The organism is Caulobacter sp. GW821-FHT09B08 (assembly GCF_059418225.1).
On record NZ_JBWKPL010000008.1, the window covers coordinates 197547 to 223475 of the forward strand.

Annotated in this window: 24 protein-coding genes and 1 pseudogene; 5 read left to right on the forward strand and 20 right to left on the reverse strand. The window is 70.3% G+C overall.

Annotation, left to right across the window (positions count from 1 at the left end):
• Nucleotides 1–112: 112 nt before the first annotated feature.
• The 3 genes from AC07OA_RS21145 to AC07OA_RS21155 form a co-directional block, all read right to left on the reverse strand.
• Nucleotides 113–5161 carry an alpha-2-macroglobulin family protein gene (locus AC07OA_RS21145; protein WP_494665797.1) on the reverse strand — a complete coding sequence of 1683 codons (5049 nt, stop codon included), beginning with the start codon at nucleotides 5159–5161 and terminating at the stop codon, nucleotides 113–115.
• Nucleotides 5162–5419: 258 nt separating this feature from the next.
• Nucleotides 5420–6244, reverse strand: coding sequence for a carbonic anhydrase (locus tag AC07OA_RS21150; RefSeq protein ID WP_494665798.1), 825 nt, complete (start codon nucleotides 6242–6244; stop codon nucleotides 5420–5422).
• 81 nt (nucleotides 6245–6325) lie between these two features.
• Nucleotides 6326–6799, reverse strand: a complete 474-nt coding sequence (locus AC07OA_RS21155; RefSeq protein ID WP_494665799.1) for an Lrp/AsnC family transcriptional regulator — start codon at nucleotides 6797–6799, stop codon at nucleotides 6326–6328.
• Between the two features lie 120 nt (nucleotides 6800–6919).
• Between AC07OA_RS21155 and ald the strand changes: the two genes are divergently transcribed.
• Nucleotides 6920–8032, forward strand: coding sequence for an alanine dehydrogenase (ald, locus tag AC07OA_RS21160; protein ID WP_494665800.1), 1113 nt, complete (start codon nucleotides 6920–6922; stop codon nucleotides 8030–8032).
• Between the two features lie 94 nt (nucleotides 8033–8126).
• Here ald and AC07OA_RS21165 read toward each other — a convergent pair whose 3' ends face one another.
• The 3 genes from AC07OA_RS21165 to AC07OA_RS21175 all read right to left on the reverse strand — a co-directional run bounded on the left by AC07OA_RS21165 (nucleotide 8127) and on the right by AC07OA_RS21175 (nucleotide 10140).
• Nucleotides 8127–8411 (reverse strand): hypothetical protein, encoded by a 285-nt coding sequence (locus tag AC07OA_RS21165; RefSeq protein WP_494665801.1) that lies wholly within the window; start codon nucleotides 8409–8411, stop codon nucleotides 8127–8129.
• Between the two features lie 84 nt (nucleotides 8412–8495).
• Nucleotides 8496–9200 (reverse strand): glycosyltransferase family protein, encoded by a 705-nt coding sequence (locus tag AC07OA_RS21170; RefSeq protein WP_494665802.1) that lies wholly within the window; start codon nucleotides 9198–9200, stop codon nucleotides 8496–8498.
• Between the two features lie 64 nt (nucleotides 9201–9264).
• On the reverse strand, nucleotides 9265–10140 hold the full coding sequence (locus AC07OA_RS21175; RefSeq protein ID WP_494665803.1) for a bifunctional regulator KidO: 876 nt from the start codon (nucleotides 10138–10140) through the stop codon (nucleotides 9265–9267).
• Nucleotides 10141–10227: 87 nt separating this feature from the next.
• Here AC07OA_RS21175 and AC07OA_RS21180 point away from each other — a divergent pair, with 87 nt between their 5' ends.
• On the forward strand, nucleotides 10228–11250 hold the full coding sequence (locus AC07OA_RS21180; protein ID WP_494665804.1) for an XdhC family protein: 1023 nt from the start codon (nucleotides 10228–10230) through the stop codon (nucleotides 11248–11250).
• A gap of 137 nt (nucleotides 11251–11387) precedes the next feature.
• Nucleotides 11388–11924 (forward strand): hypothetical protein, encoded by a 537-nt coding sequence (locus AC07OA_RS21185; protein ID WP_494665805.1) that lies wholly within the window; start codon nucleotides 11388–11390, stop codon nucleotides 11922–11924.
• A 24-nt stretch (nucleotides 11925–11948) separates the two neighbouring features.
• On the opposite strand, the gene moaC is transcribed toward AC07OA_RS21185, so the two are convergent.
• The 5 genes from moaC to moaA are packed head-to-tail and all read right to left on the reverse strand — an operon-like array spanning nucleotide 11949 to nucleotide 14710.
• Complete coding sequence (moaC, locus tag AC07OA_RS21190; RefSeq protein ID WP_494665806.1) at nucleotides 11949–12419, reverse strand: cyclic pyranopterin monophosphate synthase MoaC; 471 nt, start codon at nucleotides 12417–12419, stop codon at nucleotides 11949–11951.
• Nucleotides 12416–12970, reverse strand: a complete 555-nt coding sequence (gene moaB, locus AC07OA_RS21195; protein WP_494665807.1) for a molybdenum cofactor biosynthesis protein B — start codon at nucleotides 12968–12970, stop codon at nucleotides 12416–12418. Before moaB ends, moaC begins: the two co-directional genes overlap by 4 nt.
• Before the next feature lie 10 nt (nucleotides 12971–12980).
• A complete protein-coding gene (locus tag AC07OA_RS21200; RefSeq protein WP_494665808.1) occupies nucleotides 12981–13436 on the reverse strand; it encodes a molybdenum cofactor biosynthesis protein MoaE in 456 nt (151 codons plus the stop codon).
• Nucleotides 13433–13672: a MoaD/ThiS family protein gene (locus tag AC07OA_RS21205; RefSeq protein ID WP_494665809.1), complete on the reverse strand. Its 240-nt coding sequence runs from the start codon at nucleotides 13670–13672 to the stop codon at nucleotides 13433–13435. Before AC07OA_RS21205 ends, AC07OA_RS21200 begins: the two co-directional genes overlap by 4 nt.
• A gap of 3 nt (nucleotides 13673–13675) precedes the next feature.
• Nucleotides 13676–14710 carry a GTP 3',8-cyclase MoaA gene (moaA, locus tag AC07OA_RS21210; RefSeq protein WP_494665837.1) on the reverse strand — a complete coding sequence of 345 codons (1035 nt, stop codon included), beginning with the start codon at nucleotides 14708–14710 and terminating at the stop codon, nucleotides 13676–13678.
• A gap of 28 nt (nucleotides 14711–14738) precedes the next feature.
• Between moaA and AC07OA_RS21215 the strand changes: the two genes are divergently transcribed.
• On the forward strand, nucleotides 14739–15344 hold the full coding sequence (locus AC07OA_RS21215) for a nucleotidyltransferase family protein (RefSeq protein WP_494665810.1): 606 nt from the start codon (nucleotides 14739–14741) through the stop codon (nucleotides 15342–15344).
• Nucleotides 15345–15350: 6 nt separating this feature from the next.
• On the opposite strand, the gene AC07OA_RS21220 is transcribed toward AC07OA_RS21215, so the two are convergent.
• The 7 genes and pseudogenes from AC07OA_RS21220 to AC07OA_RS21250 form a co-directional block, all read right to left on the reverse strand.
• Complete coding sequence (locus AC07OA_RS21220; RefSeq protein WP_494665811.1) at nucleotides 15351–15767, reverse strand: hypothetical protein; 417 nt, start codon at nucleotides 15765–15767, stop codon at nucleotides 15351–15353.
• 73 nt (nucleotides 15768–15840) lie between these two features.
• Entirely contained in the window at nucleotides 15841–16059 is a 219-nt protein-coding gene (locus tag AC07OA_RS21225; protein ID WP_494665812.1) for a hypothetical protein, read from the reverse strand.
• A 60-nt stretch (nucleotides 16060–16119) separates the two neighbouring features.
• Nucleotides 16120–16467: a hypothetical protein gene (locus AC07OA_RS21230; protein ID WP_494665813.1), complete on the reverse strand. Its 348-nt coding sequence runs from the start codon at nucleotides 16465–16467 to the stop codon at nucleotides 16120–16122.
• Between the two features lie 216 nt (nucleotides 16468–16683).
• The gene (locus AC07OA_RS21235) at nucleotides 16684–16944 is read right to left on the reverse strand and encodes a hypothetical protein (protein WP_494665814.1); all 261 of its coding nucleotides are present in this window, start codon (nucleotides 16942–16944) and stop codon (nucleotides 16684–16686) included.
• A 121-nt stretch (nucleotides 16945–17065) separates the two neighbouring features.
• Nucleotides 17066–17248, reverse strand: a pseudogene (locus AC07OA_RS21240) (LuxR C-terminal-related transcriptional regulator); the annotation flags it as partial.
• A 131-nt stretch (nucleotides 17249–17379) separates the two neighbouring features.
• Nucleotides 17380–19584, reverse strand: coding sequence for a xanthine dehydrogenase family protein molybdopterin-binding subunit (locus tag AC07OA_RS21245; protein ID WP_494665815.1), 2205 nt, complete (start codon nucleotides 19582–19584; stop codon nucleotides 17380–17382).
• Nucleotides 19581–20135: a (2Fe-2S)-binding protein gene (locus AC07OA_RS21250; RefSeq protein ID WP_494665816.1), complete on the reverse strand. Its 555-nt coding sequence runs from the start codon at nucleotides 20133–20135 to the stop codon at nucleotides 19581–19583. Before AC07OA_RS21250 ends, AC07OA_RS21245 begins: the two co-directional genes overlap by 4 nt.
• Before the next feature lie 147 nt (nucleotides 20136–20282).
• On the opposite strand from AC07OA_RS21250, the gene AC07OA_RS21255 reads away from it, so the two are divergent.
• Nucleotides 20283–21161: a precorrin-2 dehydrogenase/sirohydrochlorin ferrochelatase family protein gene (locus AC07OA_RS21255; RefSeq protein WP_494665817.1), complete on the forward strand. Its 879-nt coding sequence runs from the start codon at nucleotides 20283–20285 to the stop codon at nucleotides 21159–21161.
• A 4-nt stretch (nucleotides 21162–21165) separates the two neighbouring features.
• On the opposite strand, the gene AC07OA_RS21260 is transcribed toward AC07OA_RS21255, so the two are convergent.
• The gene (locus AC07OA_RS21260) at nucleotides 21166–22830 is read right to left on the reverse strand and encodes an MFS transporter (RefSeq protein WP_494665818.1); all 1665 of its coding nucleotides are present in this window, start codon (nucleotides 22828–22830) and stop codon (nucleotides 21166–21168) included.
• Nucleotides 22831–22882: 52 nt separating this feature from the next.
• Complete coding sequence (locus AC07OA_RS21265; protein WP_494665819.1) at nucleotides 22883–25576, reverse strand: PAS domain S-box protein; 2694 nt, start codon at nucleotides 25574–25576, stop codon at nucleotides 22883–22885.
• Nucleotides 25577–25929 lie beyond the last annotated feature (353 nt).

Consider the following 25929-nt stretch of genomic DNA (forward strand, 5'->3'; position numbering starts at 1 on the left):
CCGGGCCTTCGGCCCTCCTCCCCCATAGGGGGAAGACCCGCGCCGTGCGAGCTCCGCCCCCTATGGGGGCGGACAGACCGCGAAGCGGTCAGGTGGGGGCAAGTCGCGATCCCTAACCTCCCGGCGCCACGTTGATCCGCCCCGCGTCCGAACGCGCATTCAGGCTGGGCCGGTACATGTCCTTGGCCGTCGCCCCCGGCAGGAAGAACTCGCCCGGCGTCACCGCCCGCGCCACATACGCCATGGCGAAGGGCTTGTTGCCCTCCAGGTCCAGGGCGGCGATGTAGCGGTCGTCGCGGCTTTCCTGGACGTCGGGATTGGTCAGCTCGCCCAGGAACTTGAACGGACCGTTCTGGGCGTCGTCGGCGCCCAGTGTGGTCTCGATCTCGAAGCCGGCCGGCAGGGCGTCGTCGACTACCAGGGCGGTCGAACGGGCCTGCATCGAACGACCCGAGACCAGCACGATCACCCGGTCGCCCTGGTGGATTTGGGCCGGATCGACCGCCCCGCCGCTCATCGAGAACAGGCGCTTGGACACCGACAGACCGTTGGCCTCGGCCCCCGGGGCGGCGACCGGCGTGCCGCGCACGCTGACCGTCCGCCAGATCGCGCCCTTGCCCTTGTTGACGAAGCGGGCGTCGGCCAGCTTGCCCACCGCCCAGCGCGGCGTACCCCCGGCCGGCGGCAGGGCGCTGACGCCCTGGGCGTCGATGGTGATCGGGCCCGAGGCCTTCAGCAGTTGCGACGCCGCGAACAGCAGCTGGGCCTGCTCCTGGGTGTTGAGGCTGTCGGGATCGCGGACGACGCCTTCCAGACGGCCCTGCAGCTGGCGGGCCACGTCCATCTGGCCGGCCTGGGCGGCGAGCGCCGTGACGGCGGCGACGTCGCGCAGCGGGCTCTGGTACCAGTCGGCCTCGTCGCGCCAGCCCAGCGACTTGACCGCCTGGCGCATGGCCGAGCGGGCCCGGGCCTGGTCGCCCATCAGGGCCAGGCCGGCGGCCACCTGGGCCTTGGCCAGGGGCTGGTCCTCGTCCTTCATCTGCACGTCGTGCCACCAGCGCAGCCGCGCCAGGTCTCCGCGACCGGCCTTGGCCATCACATAGAGGGCGTAGGCCGAAGCGCGGCGGCGCATGCGCTCGGTGGCCTTCTTGGACTCGTCGGGCGAACGGCCCCACCACTCCGGATATTCCAGGCGGTAGGAGACCGAGCTCCAGCCGTCGGGACGGCTGATCTGGCGCATGGCGTTCAGGGCCTTGTCCATCGCCTCGTCCGGCACGGCCACGCCCTGGGCCTTGGCCTCGACCAGGAAGTCGGTGGCGTAGGCGCCCAGCCAGGCGTCGGCCTCGCCGTCGCCCACGCGCCAGAGCCCGAAGGCGCCGTCCAGGGTCTGGCGGTCCAGCAGCTTGCCCACCGCCCCGGCCAGGATCGCCGGATTGCGTTTCAGCTTGGGATCGCTGGAGACGCTCTGGGCGTAGAGCAGCGGATAGGCCGTCGAGACCAGCTGCTCGGTGCAGCCGTAGGGATAGCGCTGCAAGGCCACGGCGATCGCCGAGGGGTCGAAGCCCTTGAACGGCGAGTAGCTGACCTGGAGGGTGATGTCGCCCGCCGCCAGGCCCGACAGCAGGTGGTAGTCGGGGGTGTAGCTGGCTCCCGGCTGCTGCAGCTCGGTGGTGGTGCGCACCACGTCGCCCCAGCCCAGGCGGGTCTGGATCGGATAGTCCTTCGACGTCTGGAAGCCCGGACCGGCCACCTTGAAGCCGATCTTGCCGATCCCGGTGACGTTGGGCGCCAAGAACGGGATCTTCTCGGCGATCCGCTGGCCGAGCACCAGGGTGATCACCTTCTTGAAGGCCACGGCGATGCCGTTGGTCGACCAGGCCTCGACAGTGTAGGCGCCCGCCTTGCCCTCGACATTGTGCAGCTCCAGCGTCGCCATCGGCTTGTCGCCCGGGGCCAGGAAGCGCGGCAGGTTGAGATCGGCCACCACCGGCTGGCGCACGGTCAGGGGCTTGGAGCCCGAGCCGACGGCGTTGTCGGTCCAGGCCACGGCCATGATTCGCAGCTCGCCGTTGAAGTCGGCGGCCGGCAGTTTCACCACCGCCTTGCCGTCCATGCCGGTCTCGATGATGCCGGACCACAGGGCCACGGTCTTGATCGGCGTCACCGTCAGCCCCTCGCCGCCCAGCTCGTCGGCGCCGAAATTGACGTTGGCCGGCGCGCCCATGTTCGGATCGAGCAGGCGGCCGTAGTCGTCGCGATAGTTCAGGGTCAGGGCCCGCTTGCCGAAGTACCATTTGGCCGGATCGGGGCTGTCCTGGCGGGTCAGGCGCAGAATGCCTTCGTCGACGGCGGCGATGGTCACCTTGGCTTTCTGTCCGAAGCCCAGGCCGTTGACCTTGATCGGCACCTCGACCGGGACCTTGCTGTCGATCTTCACAGCCGTGCCGATGTCGACCGTCAGCTTGCGGCCCTTGGGCTCCAGCGGCACGTAGATCAGGCCCAGGGCCCGCTTGGGCTTGGGCGAGCTGACCGGGTCGCGCGGCTGGATCACCGTGACCATCACATAGGCCCCGCCGCCCCAGGCGGCCGAGGTCTTCAGGCGCACGGTCGTGCCGTTCTCGCCGACGCTCATGGTCTTGAAGTCGATCAGGCGGTCGGTGGCGACGGCCACCTGGGCCTGGCCGGCATAGGGCGACTTCAGGGTGATCTCCACCGTGTCGCCCTGGGCGTAGGCCTTGGTCCCGGCAGTGACCCGCACGAAGTCGGGGGCCTCGCCTTCCTTGGCGGGCGAGCCCCAGCCGGAGGAGAACTTGGTGACGGTCTTGGACCCGTCCGGCCCCTCGACCACCAGGCGATAGTCACCCCAGCCGAGGCGCCGGTTGAAGCGCGCGGGCGAGCCGGCGCCGATATTGACCGTGGCCTTGGCCACCACCGCGTCGCGGCTGGTGCGCCGCCATTGCCAGCGGCCGTCCTGCTGGAACCAGTCGTAGTTCCAGTTCTCGCTGATCAGGGTGTAGGTCGCCGTCGAGGCGATCCGCGCGCCGGCGGCGTTGACCGCGATCATCTCGAGACTCACCGGCGGATCGCCGCGCCCGGCGTCGCCCTGCTCGACCTTGACGCCGTAGTACACGGGCTTGCCGCGCACCTTCAGCTCCAGGCCCTCGCGCACGGGACGCCCGCCCGGTTCGAACACCGAGGCCGTCACCGCCGCCACCAGCGGCTGAGCGGTGTCGCCGGCTTCGGTGGTGGCGAGATTCAGGAGGGCGTGGCCGTCGCCGTCGGTGACGGTGGTCCCCAGCTCGACAAACTTCTCCTCGAAGGGCGAGAGGTCATCGCCCCATTCGTAGCCCTTGTACTGCGGGAAGGGATCGGTGTCGGTGCGCAGCCGCGCTTCCCCTTGCGTCTGCAGGCCCGCGCCCGGCGCGCCGTAGAGGAAGCGGGCCGACACGTCGATCCTGCGCTCCTGGCCGGCCGCGACCGGCACGGACTCCTGGCCCGTGGCGGTGACCGCCAAGCGCTGCGGGGCGAAGTCCTCGACGCTGAAGCTGAACGAGCCGGCCTCGGCGTCGCTGCCTTCCATCTTCAGCACCGCCGTCCAGCGGCCGCGCGGGGCGCTGCGGGGCAGGGCGATGTCGGACAGCACGGCGCCGGCGTTTGCCTGGCTGAAGTAGTAGCGCTTGAACTCCACGCCCGAGGGCCGCTTGACCAGGATGTAGCCCTTGCGGTCGCTGACCGCCTTGGCCAGGCGGTCGCGGACCATGGTGGTCAGGTGCACGGTCTCGCCGGGGCGGTAGATGCCCCGGTCGGCATAGAGATAGCCGTCGATGTCGCTGGAAAGCGCCCGGCCGCCCTCGGACTCGGTGCGGCCGCCGACGCCCTGCTTGGAAAGGTCCACGGGCGAACGGTCCAGATCCAGCACGGCCAGGTCGCCCTGCTCGCCATAGGCCATGACCATCTTGGCGCGAGAGGCGCCGTCGCCTTCCAGCAGGGTGTGGGCGAAGCGCACGCGGCCGTCGGCGTCGCTCTTGGCCACGGCCAGATCCTCGCCGTCCTTGGCCACCAGGGCGACCTTGACGCCCGCCACGGTCTTGGCGGTCTTCAGCGAGCGGACCACCACGTCCAGGGACTCGGCGCCGTCGTAGCCGATCAGGGCCATGTCGGTGAACATGATCCAGCGGCGGGCCTGGGCCGGGGTGGGGTCGCCCTCCCCGTCCGGATCGCGGCCGCCCGAGGCGTCGCGCGCCTTGATGACATAGCCGCCCGGCTTCATTTCCTTCAGCACCGCGCCCAGCGGGAAGACGGTGGTCGCCTTCTGGCCGGCCGGACCGTCGACGGTGATCACGCCCTTCCAGACCTGGCGGCCCTCGTCGTCGGGGCTGTCGTCGCCATAGTCGCTGGCATAGTCGCCCTCGCCGGTGGGATCGGGGGCGCTGATCGACTTGCGCACCAGGTTGCGGTCCGACACGCACCAGACCTCGATGGCCAGCTTGGAGACGTTCATGGTCTCCAGCGCCACGCCGTCGGACTCCTCGCGCGGCAGGATCACGCCGTCGCCGGCGAAGCCGACATACGGGGGCTTCTCGCCGAAGGTGAAGTCGACGTCGGCATTGGCGCCCAGGGTCTCGCCGTTCTTGCCCGGCAGGCCCTTGAGCAGGGTGACGCGATGGTCGGCGAAGCCGACGCCGCCGATGCACAGCTCGTCGTCCTTCACGCGCACGGCCGGCTGGCGGCCCAGATCGGGCGAGATCAGCACGAAGTCGGCATAGGCCTTGGACGGGTCCAGCGGCTTGCTCATCCGCACGCAGGCCATCGGCTCGGCGCCGGAGCTGTCGATCCGGCTCTGCCAGACGGCGAAGCCCTCGGGCTTGGGGATGCCTCGGCGCGGCGCGGACTTGCCGCGCGGCTTGCCGAACAGCGACCAGGCCTGGCCCTTGGGCGCCTCGCCCACGGCCGCCGACTTGGCGCCGAACCAGCCGAGGTCGGAGACCTTGCCGACCGCGAAGCCGCCCCCGAACCCGACCACCAGGGCGCCGACGGCGACGACCGCCAAAGGCGACTTCAGGCCGGGCGGGATCTTGGTCTTGAAGCTTTGCCAGCCCGAGGCCAGGCGGCTGCCGAAGGTCCCGCGACCGCCTTCCGGCGGCGTCTCGTCCATCGACATCGGTCGTCCCCCAACTCTGGCGTGTTGGGGGGACTTGAGCCTAAGCCGGGCAAAGGGTCAACGAGCAGAGTTCGGTGATCGCGTTCATATTTTTCCCTCTCCCCTTGCGGGAGAGGGCAGCCAAAAACGGCTGTCATCCCGGACGAGCGCGCAGCGCGAAGATCCGGGACCGACGCGTGAACTCAGAGCTCCAGGTCGGTCCCGGATCGGTGGCCCTGCGGGCCTTGTCCGGGATGACAGACCTTTGCGCCGCACGCCCTACGCGTCGAACGCCACCTTGCCGCTGGCCAGGTCGTAGGTGGCCGAGACGATCTTCAGGTGGCCCAGGTCCAACTTCTCGGCCAGCACCCCGTCGGCCACCTTCAGGCGGGCGGCGGTGTCGCGGACGTTCTGGCGGATGGCCGCGTCCTGCAGGTCGGTCGGGTGCTTGTCCTGGGCCTCCAGTACGGCCGGGATGATCGGCAGCACCATGTTCAGCAGCGCGCCGTGAAGGTCGGCGTGCTTGGTGGCCACGTCCACCGCCGCGCCGACGGCGCCGCACTTGGTGTGGCCTAGCACCACCACCAGCGGAGCCTTCAGGTGCTCCACCGCATAGACGATCGAGCCCAGGCCCTCCTGGCTGACGGTCGAGCCGGCCACGCGCACCACGAACAGTTCGCCCAGATTGCAGTCGAAGATCAGCTCGGGCCCGACCCGGCTGTCGCTGCAGCCGACGATCACCGCGAAAGGCGCCTGGCCCTTGGCCAGCTCGGCCATGCGGGCCACGCCCGGCAGGGCGATGCTGGCGCCGCCTCGGGCGAAGATGTCGTTGCCGTGCTTGAGGCGGCCGAGAGCCTCGTCCGGGCTGACGCGCGGCGGCTCCACATGCACGGCCTCGACCGGCTCGGCGGGCTCCAGCGGCTTGACCTGCGCCAAGGCCTTGTCGAGCGCGGCCTTGTCGGTGGTCTGGGTCTTCAGGGCCCGGCGGGTGCGGCGGCCTTTGCGGGTCAGAACCGAGGGCCTCGGATCGTCGCCCTCGGCGAACGCCAGGGCGGGCGCGGCCAGACCGGCCAGCGCGCCCAGCAGCATGCGTCTCGAAACCATCTCATCCCCCGACGAGCAAAGTGGCTAGTTCGCCTACTCCTGGCAGGGGAAGGTTAACCACAACCCAAGGCGGGGGTCTGCCTAAAGCGGCAATTCGACACGTTTGACCACGGTGCGCATGGCGATGGACGAGGAGACCCGCACCACGCCGGGAATGCGCGTCAGCCCCTGGGCGTGCACCCGTTCCAGGTCGTCGACGTCGCGCACCACCAACCGCAGCAGATAGTCCGAGCCGCCGGTCATCAGATAGCACTCGGCCACCTCGCGGACGTTGGCGATGGCCTTCTCGAAGGCGCTGAGCGTCGCCTCGGCCTGGGACGACAGGGTGACGGTGACGAAGACGCTGAGCGGCAGGCCCACGGCCCGCTCGTCGATCACCGCGGCGTAGCGCCCGATCACCCCGGCCTCCTCCAGCGCCTTCACCCGGCGCAGACAGGCGGATTCGGAAAGATTAACCGCCTCGGCCATTTCCACATAGCTGGCCCGCCCCTTGCGCTGGAGCAGGTGCAGCAGCTTGCGGTCGAAGGCGTCGAGGTCGGCCGCAGGTTTCTTCACCGAAAAGGCTCCGTCGCAATGGATTCCTGCATATCACGAATGCGACCGCACGAAATCCCCCAGGAACCTGCGTTCGCTCAGGCGTAAACCAGCTTCAAAGACCATTTGGAGGAGATGATCATGCGTGTTGGCGTGCCTTCCGAGATCAAGCCGGGCGAGCATCGGGTCGGCCTGACCCCCACCGCCGTCCGCGAATATGTCGGCCACGGTCACTCCGTCCTGGTCCAGGCCGGCGCGGGCCTGGGCGCCGGCTATGGCGACGACCTCTACGTCAAGGCCGGGGCGACCATCGCGCCCGACGCCGACGCGGTGTTCGAAGGCGCCGAGCTGATCATCAAGGTCAAGGAACCCCAGAAGGTGGAATGGGAGCGCCTGACGCCCCGCCACATCCTCTTCACCTACCTCCACCTGGCGCCCGATCCGGCCCAGACCGAGGGTCTGCTGGCCTCCGGCTGCGCGGCCATCGCCTACGAGACCGTCACCGACGCGCGCGGCGGCCTGCCGCTGCTAGCCCCGATGTCGGAAGTGGCCGGACGCATCGCTGTCTTCTCCGCCGCCGAGACCCTGCTCAAGCACAACGGCGGCATGGGCCTGCTGCTCTGCGGCGTGCCCGGCGTGCCCCCGGCCCGCGTGGCGGTGCTGGGCGGCGGCGTGGTCGGCTCCAACGCCGCCCGCATGGCCGCGGGCCTGGGCGCCGAGGTGGTGGTGCTGGAGCGCTCGATCCCCCGCATGCGCGAACTGGACGACCTCTATCAGGGCCGCATCCTGACCCGCTATTCCACCTTCGCCGCCGTCGAGGAGGAGATCCTCAAGGCCGACGTGATCATCGGCGCCGTCCTGACCGCCGGGGCCGCCGCCCCCAAGCTGGTCAAGCGCGAGCACCTGTCGAAGATGAAGCCGGGCTCGGTGCTGGTCGACGTCTCGATCGACCAGGGCGGCTGTTTCGAGACCAGCCACCCGACCACCCACGCCGAGCCGACCTATACGGTGGACGGCGTGGTGCACTACTGCGTGGCCAACATGCCGGGCGCCGCCCCGCGCACCTCGTCCGAGGCCCTGGGCAACGCCACCCTGCCCTTCGGCCTGGCCCTGGCCGATCACGGCCTGGACGCCCTGAAGACCAACGCCCACCTGGCGCGGGGCCTCAACGTGCTGGCCGGCGAGCTGACCCACCCGGCGGTCGCCCAGGCCCTGGGCAAGACCTCGGTCGATCCCTACGGCGCCTGGAAGTAGCGCCCGAAAACGAAGCGGCCTCCGTCCCTGTCCGGGGCGGAGGCCGTTTCAGCGCGGCTGGGGACACACGCATGCGTGTGTCCCCGACCTCGTATCAGGACGTCATCAGCTCGCGCTTGGAGAGCTTGGTGGTGAACTTGCCGTCCACCTCGGTCAGGCTCGACATCGGCACCGTCACCGACTTGCCTTCCAGCAGGATCTGAGCGGAACCGCCTTCGATCTTGTAGATCGGGGCCAGCTTCTTGCCGTCAACGTCGTAGAGCAGCTTGCCGACCAGCACCTTTTCCAGGGCCGATTGCGCGGAAGCGGCGCCGACGCCGACCATGGTGGAAACCGGCAACACAGCGCAAAGCGCGACGACCAGGCCAAACTTCTTCATGTTTCTCCCCATTTTGATCTTCTGACTGACTGTAGCTGCGACGTTCGAAAAGGCGTGGCGACCAAACGCCTCAGCCCGTCACCGTCAGGCGGCGAAGCGGCCCAGGTCCTGGTGGCTCTCCACCAAGTCCAGCACGTCGTGCATCGAAAACCCAGGGTCTGCGAGATACAGTGCGTCATATATCGTCCGGGCGAAGGCGAGATCGGCCGGGGTCTTCACGCGCCAGTCGTAATGCGACCAGTCGCGGTGGGTTTTCAGGTGCGCCTGGCGGAAGCGGTCGGGCCGCTCGCGGATGGCGGCGGTGGGCGAGATCATCGCCAGGGGGTCGCGCACCTCGGCGGCGGCGACACGCAAGGCCTCGACCGTGATCACCTCGACCTCCAGCCCGGCCGGATAGGTGCGCTGCACACGGTTGGAGGTGTAGGCCGCGCCCGTCGTCTGGGCCAGGCGCACGGCCTCGTCGACCACGCCCGGATCGACGAAGGGCGCGTCGCCCTTGATCCGCACGATGTGGCTGACCGGACCGGCGGCCTCGGCGCAGCGGGCGATGCGGTCCAGGATGTCGCTGCCCGAGCCGCGATGCACGGCGTAGCCGCGCGACACCACCAAGCCGGCCAGGCCGTCGTCGGCGGCGTCGCTGCTGGTGGCGACGATGATCTTGTTGAGGCGGCGGGCGGCGCGCAGACGCTCGAGCTGGCGCAGGATCATCGGCTGACCCTGGAGGGTGGCGACGGCTTTACCCGGCAGGCGCTTGGAGCCCATGCGGGCCTGGACGACGGCGAGGATCATGGCGTTTTGCTCCCTCTTTCTTACTCAGCGCTTCTTCGAGGCTGAGGCTTGATTCGCCTGTTCGTCAGGCGACCCAACGTCGCGGGTCCAGGGCCACCGGATCGTCGATGGCCATGTCGTCCCAATCCAGATCGGGCGGGGGGCTGGAAGCGGCGGCGACCACGGCCGAAAGCTCGGCGGCCGAGGTGACGCCCACGAGGACGGCGCTGGCCTCGACGCGCGACAGGGCGAAGCCCAGGGCGGCCTGCAGCGGATCGGAACGGCCCTCGGCGATCATCCGGCGCACCTTCGACAGGCGGCCCGAGGCCCCCTTCAGCTGGGCGGGAACGCGGTCGGGCGGCAGAAACAGCAGGCCGTTGAGGAAGATCGAGCGCAGTTGCACCTCGATCCCCATGCCGGCGATGCGCTGCAGCGAGCCGTCGGCCAGCAGGCGCTGGTCGAGCAGCGAGGCCGGAGCTTGCAGGATGTCGGGCTTGAAGCGGCGGGCCACGCCCACCGGATCGTCGCTGGCGTGGGCGGCCACGCCGATCTTGGCGAACAGGCCCTCGTCGCGCAGACGGGCCAGGCGGTCCCAGACCGCCGCGCCGTGCGGGCAGAACAGCTCGGCGGGCGAGGAGACGATGATGGCGTCGGCGCGTTCCAGGGCCAGGCGGCGCAGGGCGGCGCGGGCCTCGGCCTCGACATAGTCGGGACCGCGGTCGGCGCGGGCGGCGGCCAGGGTGACGCGGAACGGCACGGGACGCGGAATCAGGTCGCCCAGCACCTGCTCGGCGCGGCCGTAGTTGCCCGACACGTCCAGCACCGAAAGCTTGGCGCGGGCGGCGATGTTCAGGATGTCGCGGGCTTCCATCTCCGGCGACCGGGCGCGCGGCGACGCGCTCATCCCATCCAGTCCGAACTGGGCGGCGGCAAGACCGAGCTTGGAAACCGAAAGCGACATGGAAATCCGTACGGATGAACACCAATGAGGCGAACCGTACGCTCCAAGGTTTGAAGAAGGCGTTTCTGGAAACTTGCCGAGGCGTTAATGTCGGCCGCGATGGACCTGCCCGACCGCGCCGACATCGACGCTCCCGACGCGCTTTCCGCCGATGCTCCGGACTGGCCCGTGCATGGCCTGGCCGACGACATGCGGCCGTTTCTGGAGACCGCCCTGGCGCGGGGCCCGGCGGCGCTCGCCACCATCGTCGCCCTGGGCGACGGCGGGCCGCGCCCGGTCGGAACCCAGATGGTGTTCGGTGAAGGGCTTCGGGCCGGCTTCCTGTCGGGCGGCTGCATCGAGGCCGATGTCGAGGACCACGGCCGGGCCTGCATCGCCGACGGCCGGCCCCGGCGGCTGGTCTATGGCGAGGGCAGCCCCTGGCCCGACATCCGCCTGCTGTGCGGGGCGCGGATCGAGATCCTGGTCGAGCGCATCGATCCCGACGACACCGCCGCCCGCGACCTTTTGACTCTGGCGGCGGCGCGGGCTTCGGCGCTGTGGATCAGCGACGGCGTCCGCCGCGTGTGCGGTCCGATCCGCCGCCCGCCCCAGGCCTGGCCCGAGGCCTTCGTGCGCCGGTTCGACCCCACGCCCCGGCTGATCGTGGTGGGCGGCGACCCCACCGCTCTCGCCATGGCCGGGCTGGGCGCGCAGTCGGGTTTCGAGACCCATCTGGTGCGTCCCAAGGGCCCGCTGACGCCGCCGCCCCTGCCCGGCGTGGCCTATCGCCGCGACGACATTCCCTCGGCCCTGGCGGCCATCGGCCTGGACGCCTGGACGGCGGTGGCGATCTGCGGTCACGACATCGAACTGGACCACGCCGCCCTGCTGGCTGCCCTGCCCTCGCCCGCCCCCTATGTGGGCCTGCTAGGCGCCCGGCGGCGGCTGGGCGAGCGGCTGGAGCGCCTGCGAGCCGACGGGGTTTCCGAGCACGACCTCGCGAAACTGCGCGCGCCCATCGGCCTGGACCTCGGCGGCAAGGCCCCGTTCGAAGTGGCCGTGGCGGTGATCGGCGAGATCATGGCGACGCGGAACGGGCAACCGGCTTTGGCGCGGCGGATGGCCTGAGAGGCGGCCCACCAAGCGACGGCGACGCCTCGGACTTCCTCCGAATTCGAAGCTTATCCATAACGTCGCACCATGCGATGATGCACCCTATGCGCGCATGATCTGCGCGCGCGAACGTGGATCGGAAGCCTTCCAGAATGTCCCTCTCCCAAGAGACCATTGGAGCCGTTGGAGCCGTCGCCGCCGCCCTCGTCGCGGCGATCATCTCCGTCGTGGGATTGATCCTGGCCAAGGAGCAGAAGACGTCCGAGTTCCGACAGGCCTGGATCGACGCCCTGCGCCTGGAATGCGCGGAGGCGGTCTCTCAATTCCTCGCCCACGCCGGACATCGCGGCTTCGGCGGGCACGCCAAATCCGACACCGCGTCCACGGCGGCCCTGGGTTATCGAAAGGCGGCCGCTGCCATCAGGCTGCGCCTCAACCCGAAAGAGCCGCCGTCGAAGGCGGTCTTGGACGCGCTGACGGCTATGGAGGCTCTCATGAACGCGGGCAGGTTCAACTTTCAGCAGAATGTCGCGGCGACGGATGCGCTAGTCGCCAAAGTTCAGCCCGTGTTGAAGTCGGAATGGCGCCGTGTTCGTCGCGGAGAACCGGCATTTCGGATCGCCTGGGCTGTCTCCTTAGCGATGATCGCCGGCTCGACTGCGATTCTAGCGTTCTTCCTCAAGTCCTAGCGGTCTCATAGCCGATCGATCGCCCTACTCGGCCCGCCAATCCCCGGACTTGCCGCCCGTCTTCTCGACCAGGCGCACGGCTTCGATGACCATGCCCTTCTCGACGGCTTTCAGCATGTCGTAGATCGTCAGGCAGGCCACCGAGACGGCGGTCAGGGCTTCCATTTCCACGCCGGTCTGGCCCTTCAGCTTGACACGGGCCATCACCGCCAGGCCGCCCTCGGCCGGCTCGACCGAGACCTCGACCTTGCTCAGCGCCAGGGGGTGGCAGAGGGGGATCAGGTCGGAGGTCTTCTTGGCGGCCATGACGCCGGCGATCTCGGCCACGGCGCGCACGTCGCCCTTGCGGCCGGTTCCGGAGACGGCCAGCTCCAAAGTGGAGGGGCGCATGCGCACAAAGCCCACCGCGATGGCCTCGCGGGCCGTCTCGGCCTTGTCGGAGACGTCGACCATGCGGGCCCGGCCCTGGTCGTCGATGTGGGTAAGACGGGTCACTGCTCCAACAACCTCGGCATCAGTTCGACCATGTTGCAGGGCTTGTGGCGGCTGTCGAGCTGGGCCGCGATCACCTTGTCCCAGCCGTCGCGCACCGCGCCGTTGCTGCCCGGCAGGCAGAAGACGAACACTCCGCCGATCAGGCCGGCCGTGGCGCGGCTCTGCAGGGTCGACAGCCCCACCGACGCGTAGGAGACCATGTGGAAGATCACCGAGAAGCCGTCGATCCTCTTGTCGAACAACGGCTCCAGGGCCTCGGGGGTCACGTCGCGGCCGGTCAGGCCCGTGCCGCCGGTGGTGACGATGGCGTCGACCTGGCCCGAGGCGATCCACTCGCGGACCTGGCTACGGATCTGCTCGACGTCGTCGCGGACCACCGCCCGGCCGCCCAGTTCGTGACCGGCGGCCTTCACGCGATCGACCAGCACCTGGCCGGATGTGTCGCTTTCCTCGTCGCGGGTGTCGGAGATGGTCAGGATCGCCACGCGGACCGGGGTGAACGGAAGGTCCGGCTTGATACCGCCGCCCGGGGTGAGACCGGCTGCCGACATGCTCTATCTCCTAATCCCAACGCTGGGCGTCGGTCCTATCCTGAGCCGTGGGCTCGATCCAGCGCTCGCCGTCCGGCCCGACCTCCTTCTTCCAGAAGGGGGCGCGGCTCTTGAGCCAGTCCATCAGGAAGTCGCAGGCCTCGAAGGCGGCGCGGCGGTGGCCCGCGGCCGTGGCCACGAAGACGATGGCCTCGCCCGGGGCGATGTGTCCGATCCGGTGGACGATGCGGTAGTCGTGCAGGCCGAACCGCGCCTTGGCCAGCTCGGCGAAGTCGGCGATGGCCGCGTCGGTGAAGCCGGGATAGGCCTCCAGCTCCAGCGCCTTGGCCTGGCCGTGCTCGGCGCGGGCCAGGCCCACGAAGCTGGCCACGGCCCCGGTCTCGTCGCGGCCGGCGCAGAAGGTGGTGAGAAGCGCGCCGGGCTCGAAGGCCTGGGCCGTCAGGGTGATGGACGGGAAGACGGTCATCCGCCGCTCATGGGAGGCAGGAAGGCCACCTCGGTCGCGGCGACCAGGGCCGCCTCGCCCCGGACAATGGCCTTGTCGACGGCCACCTGCACGCCCGGACCGGCCAGGGCCTCGCCCAGTGCGGCATCTTCGGCGGCCAGCAGGCCCCGCAGGGTGGCCAGGGACGAGGCCTCGATGGTCTTGGCGCGCCAGCCGGCCTGGTCGGCCAGCCGTCCGAACAGCAACACCCGCGCCATGGCCTATCCGCCGGTCGTGGACATGTGGCGCGCCACGGCGGGCCGGGCGGCGTCGATGTGGAAGTCGTGACCCTGGGGCTTGGCCCCGATGGCCGCGAAGATCGCCCGCTCCAGCCCCGCGTCGTCGGCCCCGCCGCGCATCACCGCCCGCAGGTCGCTGGCGTCGTCACGGCCAAGGCACGTGTGCAGCGTGCCGGTGCAGGTCAGGCGCACCCGGTTGCAGGCCTCGCAGAAATTGTGGCTGAGCGGGGTGATGAAGCCCAGGCGCCCGCCCGTCTCCTCGACCCGCACATAACGGGCCGGGCCACCAGTGGCGTAGGCGAGATCCGTCAGGGTCCAGAACGACGACAGGTCCCGGTGCACGTCCTTCAGCGACAGGAACTGGTCGGTGCGGTCTTCCTCGACCTCGCCGAGCGGCATGGTCTCGATCAGGGTCATGTCGGCGCCCAGGCCGTGGGCCCACTGGATCAAGGCCGGCAGCTCGGCGGCGTTGTCGCGCTTGAGGGCCACGGCGTTGATCTTGACGCGGATGCCCGCCGCCAGGGCCGCGTCGATCCCGGCCAGCACCTTGGCGAGGTCGCCGCCCCGGGTGAGCTTGCGGAAGAGGTCGGGCTTCAAGGTGTCGAGCGAGACGTTGATCCGCCGCACGCCCAGCCGCGCCAGGTCGGCGGCATGCTGGGCCAGCTGGGTGCCGTTGGTGGTCAGGGTCAGCTCGTCCAGCGCCCCCGAATGCAGATGGCGCGACAGCCGCTCGACCAGGGTCATGATGCCCTTGCGGACCAGGGGCTCGCCGCCGGTCAGCCGCAGCTTGCGTACGCCTAAGGCCACGAAGGCCGAGGCCAGGCGGTCCAGCTCCTCCAGGCTCAGGACCTCGGCCTTGGGCAGGAAGGTCATGTGCTCGGCCATGCAATAGGTGCAGCGCAGGTCGCAGCGGTCGGTGACCGAGACGCGCAGATAGGTCACCGCCCGGCCGAAACCGTCGATCAGGCGCGGCGAAGTCGAGATCGCTTGCGCGGGGCTGGCGTCATAGGGCGTCATACGGGCTGTAAGATAGGCGCGGGACGGCATGGCGGAAAGAGAAAGCACGCGACTGGAGGCCGTCGTCCTGGCGGCGGGGGCCGGGCGCCGTTTCGGGGGGCGCAAGCTGACCGCCCCGTTCGAGGGCCGGCCGCTGATCGCCGGCGCCCTGGACGCGGCCTTCGCCGCCCCGGTCCGGCGGGTCTGGCTGGCCGTCGGCGACGATCCCGAACCGGCGACCGCGGCCCGGGACCACGCCCGGGCGCTGGGTCGCGGCTCCGACCTGGTCGTGGTCCCGGTCGCCCAGGCCGCCGAGGGCATGGGCGCCTCGCTGCGGGCGGCGGTGGCCGCCCTGCCGGACGACGCCGCCGGAGCCTTCGTGTTCCTGGGCGACATGCCGCGCGTGCCGGCGGGCCTGGCGGAAGAGCTGGCCCAGGCCCTGGCGTCGGGCTTCGACCTGGCCGCGCCGCGCCTGGAGGGCCGGCGCGGTCATCCGGTGCTGTTCGGGCGGGCCTGCTTTCCGGCGCTGCTGGCGCTGGAGGGAGACGCGGGAGCCCGCGAGCTGATCGCCGGGGCCGGGGACCGGCTGGCGCTGGTGGAGACGTTCGATCCGGGCGTGGCGTTCGACGTGGACCGGCCCGAAGACCTGGCTTGAGAATCGTCAGGCGGGCTCGCGGCGGCTCTCGCGCCAGCTGGTCCAGGTGCCAAAGGCGATGCAGGCCAGGACGCCGTAGCTCCACATGGCCATGCCCATGATCAGCGTGCCCAGGGTCACGCGCAGGTCGATCATGACCGCCACGTGCGAGGCGACGATGATCGCCATGAAGGCCGACAGTATGACCGTCCAGATGCGCCGCATCCGCATCGAGATCCAGACGAAGCCGATCAGCGAGGCCACGTCGACCGCCAGCACGCCGTAGTCGGGATTATAGGCGTTGGCGCGATAGACCAGGATCGAGCCCAGCCAGCCGGCCAGGCACACCGCGCCGGCCCAGCGCGCGGCCTTGTCGCCGCGCCACATCGCCAGGCCGCAGATCAGGACGGCCATGATCAGGGAGATGAAGGTGTGTAGCTGCACGACAAAGGACGCCCGATCGGAAAATCGAGCGTCACCATGCCTCAGACGAGAGGTCTAGAGAAGCAACCTTGGGTCAGTGCCGGGTGCGGCGACCTTCCCAGAGGATGGACCGGACCTCTTCGATGATGCTCAGGGCGGCGTCGGCTTCGCCGGCCTCCTCGAGGGCGACCAGCTGGGGCATGAGCACGGACAGAATCCGTCGCTGCACGGGTCCCAGGGTTCGCAGGTGGTGGCGGAATTCGTCCAGCTCGTCGGTCATGGCGTCCGGCTGCATGGTCTGAGCGGTGCTCATGAGACCTCTCCAAGAATGCGAAGCGGGCTCGCGCCGTGTGCGGACGGCGCGAGCTCCGGATCAGGCGGCGCGGCCGCCGGTCACGGCGTGCAGGCCGTTGGTGCGCGGCGGGTCGCCCGGCTTGTCCAGGTCGCCCAGGGCCAGGGCCCCGCAGCCGATCTGGCTGCGCACGGTGGCCAGGGCGCTGTGGGTCTCGATGATCGTCCGGCGCGCGGAGACGATGTGGGCCAGGGTCTCGCCCAGGTTGGCGACGGCTTCCTGGCCGAGCACGGCCGACAGCTTGGTCTCCATCCGCAGCGTGGGCAGCAGGCCCATCAGCTCGGCGGTTTCGCGCAGGGCGGCGTCGATCGCGGCTTCGGCGCGCATCAGCTTCTCGGCCCCGGCGCGGGCGGCTTCGGTACGTTTCATGGCATGACTCTCCCGATCGCACGGGTCCCCCCCGCACGTTGAAGTCTGTGAAATTGTCTGTGGAGTTTCGGCGTCAGTGCGCCGTCGGCGGGCTCCAGCCCTCGCGGAACCGCTGAAGGGCGTAGAGGAATTCATGGGCCCCCATCGTGACCGTCCCGAGCAGGATTCCGCCCAGGGTCGCGACCGCGAGGATCAGACCCAACCACTGCAGAGGAGTCAGGTCATCGCGCCAACTCCTTCCATACGGAGAGGCGTGTCGTCCGCCAGGAAGGCGGTCGCCGCGAGCACCCTCAGCAGCAGCTTCCCGGGCGGGTCGCCCGCCGCCTGCGCCTTGCGCAGGGCCGAGACCGTCTCCGCCACCAGCCGGCCGCGTTCCGGCGTCCCGGCCATCAGCATCAGTCCCTCCTCGAGCGACTGCCAACTCGCGATGAAGAAGGTCGAGGCCGGGTTCGAACTGTTCGGAGTAGATGTCGTCATGGCTGCTCTCGCTGTTGAGGCGAGAAGAGCCCTCGGACCGGGCCGTGGCTAGGTCAGGCGATTGCTTACGGTAGTCATTACCGGGGTCGGTTTCCCAGGCCACGAAGGCCAGGGCCGCGTCGCGGCGATTGAGGCCGCCCACCCGCCGCCGCGCGCTGAGCACGTGCATCTCGACGGTCTTGGGCGAAAGCCTCAGCAGGCGGGCGATCTCCTTGGACTGTCGATGCTGAGCGATCAGGCGCAGAATCTCGCGCTCGCGAGGAGTCAGTCGCTCGAAGCCAAGAGTGTCGCCGGAGTCCACCATGGCGCTAAAATGGTTCGACGCTCGCCCCACGTCCAGCAAGACTTGACCAAACACGCCTCGACGATGCGTGTTCAGTCAAATGCGTATCGAATTTCGCTAAGACGGTAGTTTCTACTCTCGAAGATCGACGTTCAGACCCCGGCGCGGACGAACGGCAGGCGGGTCGTCGCCGCGCCCGACAGGGCCAGCAAGGCGTTGGCCACGGCCGGACCGATCACCGGGGTGCCCGGCTCGCCAACCCCGCTGGGCGGATTGCCCGACGGCAGGATGTGGGTCTCCACGGTCGGCGCCTCGTTCATCCTCAGCACGCGGTAGGTGTCGAAATTGGTCTGGTCGACGGTCCCGTCGGTCAGGGTGACCTCGCCGTAGAGCACCGCCGACAGGCCGTAGCAGGTTCCGCCCTCCATCTGGGCGGCGATCTGGTCGGGCGAGACCGCCACGCCGCAGTCGATGGCGGTGACCACGCGGCCCACGCGCGGCTTGCCGTCCACCAGCTTGACCTCGGCCACCTGGGCGACCACCGAGCCGAAGCTCTCGTGCACCGCCACCCCGCGGGTGAAACCCGCCGAGGGCGTGGGACCGGCCTTCTCGACCGCCAGGTTCAGCACCGCCAGGTGCCGCGCCCCGGCCGGACCGGCCTTGGCGTAGAGGGCGCGGCGGTACTCGACCGGATCCTTGCCGGCCTTGCGCGCCAGCTGGTCGACCGTGTGCTCCATGACGAAGGCGGTGTGGGTGGCCCCCACCGAACGCCACCACAGCACCGGCACCCCGGCCTCGGGCAGGGCCAGCTGGGCGTCGACCACGGGCGTGGCCTTCAGATAGGGCGAGCCCGACACCCCCTCGATGGCCGATTCGTCCGGCCCCTTGGAGGGCATGGGCGAGCCCTTCATGATCGACTGGGTGACGATGCGGTGGCGCCAGGTCGCCGGATAACCGTCCTTGTCCAGGGTCACCTTGACGGCGTGGTGGACCAGCGGACGGAAGTAGCCGGCCCGCATGTCGTCCTCGCGGGTCCAGATCAGCTTCACCGGCCGGCCGCCGCCCACGCGCTTGGCGATCTCGACGCACTCGGCCACGTAGTCGGACTGGAAGTTGGCGCGCCGGCCGAACGAGCCGCCAGCATAGAGGGTCTCGATCTCGACCGAGCCGGGCAGGGTCTTGACGATCTTGGCCGCCGCCATCTGGTCCAGGGTCTGGGCCTGGGAGCCGTGGATCAGCTTGACCTGATTGCCGTCGACGATAGCCACGCAGTTCATCGGCTCCATGGTGGCATGGGCCAGATAGGGGAAGTCGTAGGTGGTCTCCAGCACCTGGGCGCCCTCGGGCGCGGGCGTCGCCGCGTCGCCCTTGGAGTCGAAGGGCTCCCACTTGATGTCCTGGCCGGGACCCTTGCCGGCGGCGATGTCGCGCCACTGGCCGGCGATGGTCTCCGACGAGCGGTCTTCGACCTTGCCCTCGTCCCACTCGATCTTCAGCGCCTCGCGGCCCATGCGGGCGGCGTAGGTGGTGGCGGCCACCACCGCCACGCCCGTCGGGATCTCATAGACGTCGACGACCCCGGCCACCTTCTTGGCCTCGGCGGCGTCGAAGCTCTTCACCGCGCCGCCGAAGCGCGGGGCGTGGGCGACCACGGCCACCAGCATGTCGGGCAGCTGGACGTCCTGGGTGTAGCGGGCCGTGCCGTTGCTCTTGATCAGGCTGTCCTTGCGCCGCACGCGGTCGGTGCCGATCAGGGTGAAGGTCTTGGGATCCTTCAGCGGCGGGTCCTCGGGCGGCGTCACCTTGGCGGCGTCGGCGATCAGCTCGCCGAAGCCCGCGCTCTTGCCGCCGCCACTGACCACGCTGTCCTTGACGGTGATCTGGCCGACCGGGACGTTCCATTTCGTCGCCGCCGCCTGCACGAACATCGCCCGCGCCCCGGCCCCGGCCTTGCGCAGCTGCTCCCAGGAATTGGAGATGGCCGACGAGCCGCCGGTCAATTGGATGCCCAGGGCCTTGTTGCCGTAGAGCTTGGCGTTGGCCGGAGCGTGCAGCACCTTCACCCGCGTCCAGTCGGCGTCCAGTTCCTCGGCGACGATGGCGCCGAGGCCCGCGTGATTGCCCTGGCCGAATTCGATGTGCTTGGACAGCACGGTGACGGTTCCGTCCGGATCGAAGCGGATGAACGGCCCGAAGGCGCCGACATCGACCTGGGAGCCGGCGCTCATCATGTCGGCGGGCGAGCAGCCGACCAGCAGGGCGCCGCCGGTCACGGTGGCGGCCACGATCGTGGCGCCGACCACCACGTCGCGGCGGCTGGGGCCTTCCTTCAGAGGATCGCGGAAAGGCGCGTTCATTGGCCCGCTCCCCGGCTGGTCGAGCCCGAGGCCGCGGCGATATCGTCGTCGATGTCGTTGGAAGCGACGGGCTTGGCGGCCGGGGCGGCCACCACCGGCGCGGCGACCAGGCCGGCGGCGTCCTTGATGGCGGCGCGGATGCGCTGATAGGTGCCGCAGCGACAGATGTTGCCGCTCATGGCCTCGTCGATGTCCTGGTCGCTGGGCGACGTCTTGTGCTCCAGCAGGGCGGCGGCGGCCATGATCTGGCCCGACTGGCAGTAGCCGCACTGGGGCACGTCGTGCCGGACCCAGGCCTGCTGCACCGGGTGCGTGCCGCCCAGGCTCTCGATGGTGGCGATCTTGGCGCCCGACAGCGCCGCGATCGGCGTCACGCAGGAGCGCACCGGGTCGCCGTTGACGTGGACCGTGCAGGCCCCGCACTGGGCCAGGCCGCAGCCGAACTTGGTGCCGGTCAGGCCCAGCTCGTCGCGCAGCACCCACAGCAGGGGGGTTTCGGGGTCGGCCTTGACGGTGACCGCCTTGCCGTTGATGTCCAGGGTCGACGTCATGGGCTCTCGCCTCCCAGGGGAAAAGCGGGCCCGACGACCCGGCTCAAGCGGAATCTAACACCGCTAAGACCCAAACCCGCCAGTGAAATCTTGGTTCAGGCAGGCTAGCCTGACGGCGACGTTCGTTGCTTTGGTCAGGACCGCGCCTTGGATTCCTTCCCCGCCTATTTTCCCCTGACCGGCCGCAAGGTCGTGATCGCCGGCGTCGGCGAGGCCGCCGACAACAAGGCGCGGCTGTTCGAGGGCTCGCCGGCCACCCTGGTGCGGGTCGATGGTCCCGCCGCCTTCCTGCCGGGGACCTATGCCGGCGCCGTGCTGGCCTTCGTGGCGGGCGACGACGAGGTCTTCCTGCAGGCGGCGGCCGGAGCGGCCCGGGCGGCGCGGGTGCTGGTCAATGTGGTCGACCGGCCGGCGATGAGCGACTTCAGCACCCCGGCGGTGATCGACCGGGGTGAGGTGGTGGCGGCGGTCGGCACGGGCGGCGCCTCGCCCACCCTGGCCACCAAGCTGCGCAACGACATCGAGGCCCAGGTGCCCGAGGGCTCGGGCCGGGTGGCGGCCCTGCTGCGCAAGTTCCAGGACGAGGTGCGCGGCGCCCTGCCCGCCATGCACGAGCGCCGGGCCTTCCTGCGCGACGCCGTGGTCGGCGAGGCGGCCCAGGCCGCCATGGCCGGCGACATGGACAAGGCCGGGGCGCTGTTCCGCCAGGCCCTGGCCAAGGGCGGCGGCCGCCAGGGCAAGGTGCGCTTCATCGGCGGCAAGGGGCCTTCGGACCTGCTGACGCTGCGCGCCCTGCGGGCCCTGGGCGCGGCCGACGCCCTGATCGCCGACGAAGGGACCGACGCCGAGATCCTGGGCATGGCCCGCCGCGACGTGCAGCGGCTGGATCCGGCCCAGACCGACGCCGAAGCCCTGATCGGCCTGGCCGGCGAGGGCAAGCAGATCGTCCGGCTGGTGGTCAGCCCCGTCGACCCCGCTCTGGTCCAGGCCCTGGCGGCAGCGTCGGTGGCGGTCGAGGTGATCTGACCGGCTACAGCTGGTCCAGCGCCCGGTCCTTGGTCTCGGGCAGCAGGAACAGGGTCGTCAGCACGCTGATCAGGGTGAAGAACACCGGGTACCAGAGCCCGGCATAGATGTCGCCGACCGCCGCGACGATGGCGAAGGCGCTGAACGGCACGAAGCCGCCGATCCAGCCGGTGCCGATGTGGTAGGGCAGCGACAGGGCCGTGTAGCGCACCTTGGTCGGGAAGAGCTCGACCAGGGCCGCGGCCAGCGGGCCGTAGAGGGCCGTGGCGCCGACCACGAAGACCAGCAGCACGCCGAACACGCCCCAGACGTTGATCCGCGCCGGATCGGCCTTGGCCGGATAGCCGGCCTGAACCAGGGCGGCCTTGATCGCGGCCTCGCCGGCGGTCTTCACCGCCTTGGCCTCCTTGGCCGGCAGGCCCTGGGCGCTCTGGACCGCGAGGCGGGCCTGGCCCACCTGGACCGTCGCCGCCGAGCCGGCCGGGCCGGGCTGGTTGGCGTAGGAGATGCCGGCGTTGGCCAGGGCGCTCTTGGCGATGTCGCAGGACGAGACGAAGGCGGCCTTGCCGATGGGGTCGAACTGCAGGGCGCAGTCGCCGGGATCGGCGGTGACGGTGACCGGCGCGCGGGCCGAGGCCTCGGCCAGGGCCGGGTTGGCGGCCCGCTCCAGCAGGTGGAAGCCGGGGAAGTAGAAGACCAGGGCCAGGGCCATGCCGCCCAGCATCACCGGCTTGCGGCCGATCCTGTCCGACAGGGCGCCGAAGAAGACGTAGAGCACCGCGCTGACCGCCGCCGCGCCCATCATCAGGCCGTTGATCACACCCGGCGAGACCTTGAGGAACTTCTCCATGAAGGTCTGGATGTAGAAGAAGGTGGTGTACCAGACCGCGCCTTGCGCCGACATGACGGCGAAGAAGGCCAGCAGCACCAGCTTCAGGTTCTTCCACTGGCCGAAGGCCTCGGCATAGGGGGCCTTGGACGCCGCGCCCTCCTCCTTCATCTGGGCGAAGGTCGGGCTTTCGCTGAGCTTCAGCCGCATCCAGACCGAGACGGCCAGGAGACCGATGGAGACGGCGAAGGGGATGCGCCAGCCCCAGGCGTCGAAGGCGTCCGGCCCGACGCTCTCGCCCAAGGCCCAGCGCGTCGCGAGGATCACCAGCAACGCCGCGAACAGGCCCAGCGACGCCGAGCTCTGCACCCAGGCCGTGGCCCGCCCGCGCTGGTTCGGCGGCGAGTGCTCGGCCACATAGATCGCCGCCCCGCCGTATTCGCCGCCCAGGGCGAAGCCCTGCACGCAGCGCAGGAGGATCAGCAGGATCGGCGAGATGATCCCGGCCTGCTGGTAGGTGGGCAGCAGGGCGATGGCGAAGGTGGCGCCGCCCATCAGCAGCACCGTGGCCAGGAACGCGCCCTTGCGCCCGGCCTGGTCGCCGATCTTGCCGAACACCAGGGCGCCCAGCGGCCGGAAGGCGAAGCCCACCCCGAACAGGGCCAGGGCGGCCACGTAGCCTGCGGTCTCGGACAGGCCCGTGAAGAAGGTCTTGGAGATGACCTGGGCCAGGCTGCCGAAGATGAAGAAGTCGTACCACTCGAAGGCCGTGCCGGCGGAGGACGCCGCCACCACCGTGCGCATCGAGGCGCGATCCTCACCCTGGGTCTGGGCCGTCATGCTGTGGTTTCCCCCGCGTTCTTGGGAGGAGCATTAGCCACGCGGGCGGAGCCTACGCAACCGCCGCCTCGTCCCCCACCTCGCCGCCGGCCAGGCGGACGATCTCGGCGATCAGGGCGGCGGGGGCGATGGGCTTGGCGGCGACGCCGTCCATGCCCGCGGCCAGATAGGCGGCGCGCTGGTGCGACATGACGTTGGCGGTCAGGGCGATGATCGGGGTGCGGGCGGCGGGGCCCGGCAGGTTGCGGATGCGGCGGGCGGCCTCCAGCCCGTCGATGCCCGGCATCTGCACGTCCATCAGGATCAGGTCGTAGCCGCGTGGCGCGCAGGCCACCCCGTCCAGCCCGTCCTCGGCCGTCTCGACGCTGGCGCCCAGCTGCTCGAGGATGCGGCGGGCGACCAGGCGGTTGGTGGCGTTGTCCTCGACCACCAGGATCTTCAGCCCCTGCAGCAGGTCGTCGGCCACCTCGGCCTCGGCGGCGCGGACCTGGGCCGGCGGGGCGGCGATGGTCAAAAGGAAGGTCGAGCCCTCGCCCTCGCGGGACGAGAAGCCCACCTCGCCGCCCATCATCTCGGCCAGGCGGCGGGTGATGGCCAGGCCCAGGCCCGAGCCGCCGAACCGGCGGGTGGTCGAGGCGTCGGCCTGCTGGAAGCGCTCGAACAGCCGCGTCTGGGCCTCGGGCGCTATGCCGACCCCGGTGTCGATCACCTCGAAGGCCACGCGCGGCTCGCCCTCGCCCTCGAACCGCCGCACGCGCAGGGTCACCGAGCCCTTCAGGGTGAACTTCACGGCGTTGCCGACCAGGTTGAACAGCGCCTGGCGCAGACGGCTGGGGTCGGTGAGGATCAGACCCAGATCGGGCGCGTCGACCCTCAGCTCCAGCCCCTTGTGCTCGGCCTGGCCCCGCAGCAGCCGCGCCACGCTGGCGGCCAGCTCGCTGGGATCGACCGGCTCACGGGTGACGTCCAGCCGCCCGGCCTCGATCCGCGAGAAGTCGATCACGTCGTCCAGCAGGGTCGACAGCATGCGGCCGCAGGCCAGGGCCTCGCCCAGCAGGTGATTGGCCTCGCCCGGCAGCTTCTCGCGCTTGAGCAGGTGCATCACCCCCATCACCCCGTTCATCGGCGTGCGGATCTCGTGGGACATGTTGGCCAGGAACTGGGCCTTGGCCTCGTTGGCGGCCTGGGCGGCGCGCTCGGCCTCGACCAGGGCCAGCTCGGCGCGCTTCTTTTCGTCGATGTCCAGGATCAGGCCGAAGGCCTTGGCGACCCGGCCGGTCGCGTCCATCCGCACCTCATGGAAGATCCGGATCCACTTCTCGCCGCCGCCGGGGGTCATCACCCGAACATCGAACGAGCGGCCGCCGCCCGTGCTGAGGTGGCCGTCCTCGTGGCGCTGCCAGTCCTCGGCCACGGCGTAGACGCTGGCCACGTCGCCCGGGTGGATCATCGGCCACACCGCGCTGCGCACGTCCTCGTAGGTGACCCGGCGGCCCAGGATGCGATGGAATTCGGGCGAACCCCAGAAGGCCTTGCCCGCGTGGTCGATCTCGTAGACCCCGGCCTGGGCCGCGCCCAGGGCCACGCGCAGCCGGCGGGCGTTGGCCCGGGCCTCGCGCCGCGCTTCGGACAGGGCCGTGACGTCGTCCATATAGGTGATGACCCCGGCGATCTCGCCGTCGGCGTCGCGCCAGGGACGGGCCTCCCAGCGCAGGGTGTGGGTCTGGCCCTTGCCGTCCTGCAGCTGGTCTTCGCGGCGCAGGACGGTCTCGCCGGCCAGGGCGCGCTCGACGGCCTGCACGAAGCGGGTGCGCGTGCCGTTGGTCAGCTCGTGCAGGCTGCGGCCGATCACGCCCTCCTCGGTGGCCTGGAAGATCTCCAGAAAGCGCGGACTGACCACCTGCAGGCGCAGGTCGGTGTCGTAGAGGGCCACGGCGAAGGGCGCCTCCTCGACCAGGCGACGGGCCTGGCGCTCGCCCCAGACGGCGGCGTCGCGGGTGCGGGCCACGTCGGTGACGTTCTGCGAGATGCCCTTCAGGGCGTGCAGGCCGTCGGCGCGCGGCTCGGTGCGGAAGGTGGCGCGATAGGTGAACCACTGCTCGCCCGCCCCGCGCAGACGGTGCTCGATCGTGCCGCCCTCGCCGGTGCGCACGGCGCGGTCGAAGGCTTGCTGAAGCTCGTCGCGCTGGGTGGGCTCCAGGCGGTCGAAGAACTGGTCGGGCTGGGCGATGTCCTCGGGCTCCAGGCCCGTGGCGTTGAGGATGTCGCGCGACCACTCGATGTGCTGGCCGTGCGGCTCGTAGCTCCACACGCCGATGCCGGCCGACGAGGCCAGGAGCTCGCGGGTCTGGCGGGCGGCGGCCAGCTCGGCCCGGCGGGCCATGTCGGCGGTGACGTCGCGCAGGGCGCCCATCATCTCGCCGTTGGGGCCCAGCCGCGCCTGGCTCTCCAGCCACACCCAGCCGCCATTCTTGCACAGCACCTTGAGGCGGTTGAGGGCCTCGCCGGCGGCGCGGATCAGGGCGGCGGTCTCGATGAAGTCCTGGCGCGAATCCGGGTGCACGAAGCGCAGGGCGGGCTGGCCGAGCAGCTCGTCGCGGGTCCAGCCGGTCACCCGGGTCCAGGCCGGATTGACCGTCGCGAACCGTCCCCGCGCGACCACGGCGAACAGATCGTGCGAGTGGTCGAAGAACCACCGCGCGCTCTCGGCGTCGCTCAACCGTGCGGACGTGGGGGGCGAAGACATCGCGGCTCCAGGGAACGGACGCCGGATCGTGAAGCTCAAGAGTAAACTTATGGTTGGCGTTGGCGATCAATGTTCGCCGACCGCGTACGCCGACTGAAACGCCCGGAAAAAGGGCGCCTCGCCCGGGAGGCCGCTCCCGGGCGAGGCTTGGACGCCGACGACGACCGCTCCGGGGAGGAGAAGGGTCGTCCGCGACACTGGAAGTCAGGGTTGGCTGCCAGCCCAGGGGATGGGCAGGCATGGATGTTCCTTAGCGGGGCCGGGACGACATAGAAATGATAATCATTCTCAAAAAGGAACGTAGGCGCGCGGCCGGGGACATGCCCTCGCGGCGTGTCCCCGGCCCAGACGCC

Excerpts from the sequence above, each read along its gene's own strand:
- AC07OA_RS21230 (WP_494665813.1), bottom strand. The coding sequence starts at position 16,467 with ATGAAACGTACCGAAGCCGCCCGCGCCGGGGCCGAGAAGCTGATGCGC.
- AC07OA_RS21205 (WP_494665809.1), bottom strand. The coding sequence starts at position 13,672 with ATGGCGCGGGTGTTGCTGTTCGGACGGCTGGCCGACCAGGCCGGCTGG.
- AC07OA_RS21200 (WP_494665808.1), bottom strand. The coding sequence starts at position 13,436 with ATGACCGTCTTCCCGTCCATCACCCTGACGGCCCAGGCCTTCGAGCCC.
- AC07OA_RS21175 (WP_494665803.1), bottom strand. The coding sequence starts at position 10,140 with ATGTCGCTTTCGGTTTCCAAGCTCGGTCTTGCCGCCGCCCAGTTCGGA.
- AC07OA_RS21250 (WP_494665816.1), bottom strand. The coding sequence starts at position 20,135 with ATGACGTCGACCCTGGACATCAACGGCAAGGCGGTCACCGTCAAGGCC.
- AC07OA_RS21180 (WP_494665804.1), top strand. The coding sequence starts at position 10,228 with ATGTCGGCCGCGATGGACCTGCCCGACCGCGCCGACATCGACGCTCCC.
- AC07OA_RS21225 (WP_494665812.1), bottom strand. The coding sequence starts at position 16,059 with ATGAGCACCGCTCAGACCATGCAGCCGGACGCCATGACCGACGAGCTG.
- AC07OA_RS21265 (WP_494665819.1), bottom strand. The coding sequence starts at position 25,576 with ATGTCTTCGCCCCCCACGTCCGCACGGTTGAGCGACGCCGAGAGCGCG.
- AC07OA_RS21245 (WP_494665815.1), bottom strand. The coding sequence starts at position 19,584 with ATGAACGCGCCTTTCCGCGATCCTCTGAAGGAAGGCCCCAGCCGCCGC.
- AC07OA_RS21170 (WP_494665802.1), bottom strand. The coding sequence starts at position 9,200 with ATGATCCTCGCCGTCGTCCAGGCCCGCATGGGCTCCAAGCGCCTGCCG.
- AC07OA_RS21235 (WP_494665814.1), bottom strand. The coding sequence starts at position 16,944 with ATGACGACATCTACTCCGAACAGTTCGAACCCGGCCTCGACCTTCTTC.
- ald (WP_494665800.1), top strand. The coding sequence starts at position 6,920 with ATGCGTGTTGGCGTGCCTTCCGAGATCAAGCCGGGCGAGCATCGGGTC.
- AC07OA_RS21150 (WP_494665798.1), bottom strand. The coding sequence starts at position 6,244 with ATGGTTTCGAGACGCATGCTGCTGGGCGCGCTGGCCGGTCTGGCCGCG.
- AC07OA_RS21215 (WP_494665810.1), top strand. The coding sequence starts at position 14,739 with ATGGCGGAAAGAGAAAGCACGCGACTGGAGGCCGTCGTCCTGGCGGCG.
- moaB (WP_494665807.1), bottom strand. The coding sequence starts at position 12,970 with ATGTCGGCAGCCGGTCTCACCCCGGGCGGCGGTATCAAGCCGGACCTT.
- moaA (WP_494665837.1), bottom strand. The coding sequence starts at position 14,710 with ATGACGCCCTATGACGCCAGCCCCGCGCAAGCGATCTCGACTTCGCCG.
- AC07OA_RS21260 (WP_494665818.1), bottom strand. The coding sequence starts at position 22,830 with ATGACGGCCCAGACCCAGGGTGAGGATCGCGCCTCGATGCGCACGGTG.
- AC07OA_RS21165 (WP_494665801.1), bottom strand. The coding sequence starts at position 8,411 with ATGAAGAAGTTTGGCCTGGTCGTCGCGCTTTGCGCTGTGTTGCCGGTT.
- AC07OA_RS21145 (WP_494665797.1), bottom strand. The coding sequence starts at position 5,161 with ATGTCGATGGACGAGACGCCGCCGGAAGGCGGTCGCGGGACCTTCGGC.
- AC07OA_RS21185 (WP_494665805.1), top strand. The coding sequence starts at position 11,388 with ATGTCCCTCTCCCAAGAGACCATTGGAGCCGTTGGAGCCGTCGCCGCC.